Here is a 1,723-nt window from a genome sequence, read left to right on the forward strand (position 1 = left end):
AGGATTTTGGTCGTCAGGGAGCCTGTAGCAAATTGGTGGCGGGGATTCGGGTGATCGTTGGGTGTGCGGGTCTGGTGACCTGCCGCCGGCCGAGGCCGGGCCCCGCTTAGCTGGTGGCTGGGCGGGGGCCGGTGGCGCGGTGGAGTTTGAGCAGGTTGTGGATGGTGCAGGTCAGGACGAGTTCCGCGCGGACCGCGGCCATGCCGCGGCGACGGAACCGGCGGAGCCCGGTGACGTCCTTGATCTGTCCGTTGACGGGTTCGATGGTCGCGCCGCGCTGCTTGTAGCTCTCACGCCCGTCGGGAGTGAGGAGCCTGCGGGTCATCTGTTCCCGGGTGGTGGCGTCGATGTCGGGTGGCCCGTCCGGGATCGGCTGGCGGGTCAGGGTGCGTCGGCTGGCGGTCGCGATCAGCCGGTCGGGTCCGGGATGGGCCGCGGCCCGCGGGGACCAGTAGCCACTGTCCGCGACGATCAGCCCGATACCCCTCGGCCGGCCGCGGGTCAGGCTCACGGGCAGACCCGCGGTGGCGGCCTGGGCGGCGGTGGCCATCGGGAGGTACTGGGCGACGTCGTTGGTCTGGTCGGTGACGTCGGCGGTGAGGATGACCTGACCGGAGCAGGCCACGAGCTGGGCGTTGTAGCCCTGGATCCACCCGCGCCGGGTCGGCATGACCCGGCTGTCCGGATCGGTGACGTTGACGTGTCGGGCCGGCCGGTCGGCCTGGGGTTTCTCCGCACGTGCGGCGGCGGCCTCGGCGGCGGCGAGAACGGCGGCGGCGGCGCGGACCCGGTGGTGTTCCTCGGGTGGGACCGGCCGGCGGCCGGCCCGCCGCCCTGCCGCGGTTCTCGCTTCCCGCCGGGCGGTGGCCTGGTCGTGGTGGGCGCGGACCTCGGCCAGGACCCGAGCGTGGACCGCCCGCGCCTCGGTGACCCGGTCGACGCCGGCGCCGGGCCGCCCGGCGCCCCGGCGGCCGGTGGCGATCACCTCCGGTCGGGGTGCGGGGGGTTCGTCCTCGTCGTCGGGTCCGTCGCGCCGGTCGAGGTGGTCGAGCGCGGCCCGTAGCCGGGCCCGGCGGCYGGTCSGGTCGGTGAGCTCGGTGGGGAGTTCGTCCCCGACCCGGTCGGCGAACAGGGTGTCCTCCGCGGTGTCGGTGGCGACCTGTTCGGCCACGATGTTCTCCGCGAACGCGGCGAGTTCCCGGTCGATCCCGGTCCGGGTCCGGTTCGCTCCCAGCGACGCGTTCGCCTCGATCTTCGTGCCGTCCAGCGCGACGAGGCCGAGGCGGACCAGTCCCGCTCGTGCGCACAACGCCAGCACCTGCGTGAACAGGTGAGTGACCGTGTCCTGGCAGCCCGCGACGAACCGGGAGATCGTGGCATGGTGCGGGAGGTCACCGGCGCAGATCAGCCGGAACGCGACATCGACCTCGCACAGCCGTTGGATCCGCCGGGACGAGCGGACCTGCTGCGACCAGGCGTAGACGACCAGAGCAAGGAGCATGTCCGGGTCGTACGCCGCCCGCCCGACCCCACCCGTGCGGTACCGGGCGTGCAACCCCGAGGTGTCGAGCTCGGCGACCACGTCCAGCAGGAACCACACCAGATGATCGTCCGGGAGCCAGTCGGTCATGTCCGGAGGGAGCAGGAACAACTGATCCCGCCGGACCGGCCGGTACCCACGTGCCATAAACCCGATCATCCCGGACAAAACATGATCACCCGG

At 72.5% G+C, this 1,723-nt stretch carries 1 protein-coding gene; it reads right to left on the minus strand.

What is annotated here, in order from left to right:
* Nucleotides 1-106 precede the first annotated feature (106 nt).
* Nucleotides 107-1,723 (minus strand): transposase (locus CcI49_RS39435; protein ID WP_206745191.1); only part of this gene is annotated, 1,617 nt, incomplete at its 5' end.

Origin of the sequence: Frankia sp. CcI49 (assembly GCF_001983215.1) — a bacterium.
In the GTDB taxonomy this organism is placed as follows: Bacteria; Actinomycetota; Actinomycetes; order Frankiales; family Frankiaceae; genus Parafrankia; species Parafrankia irregularis.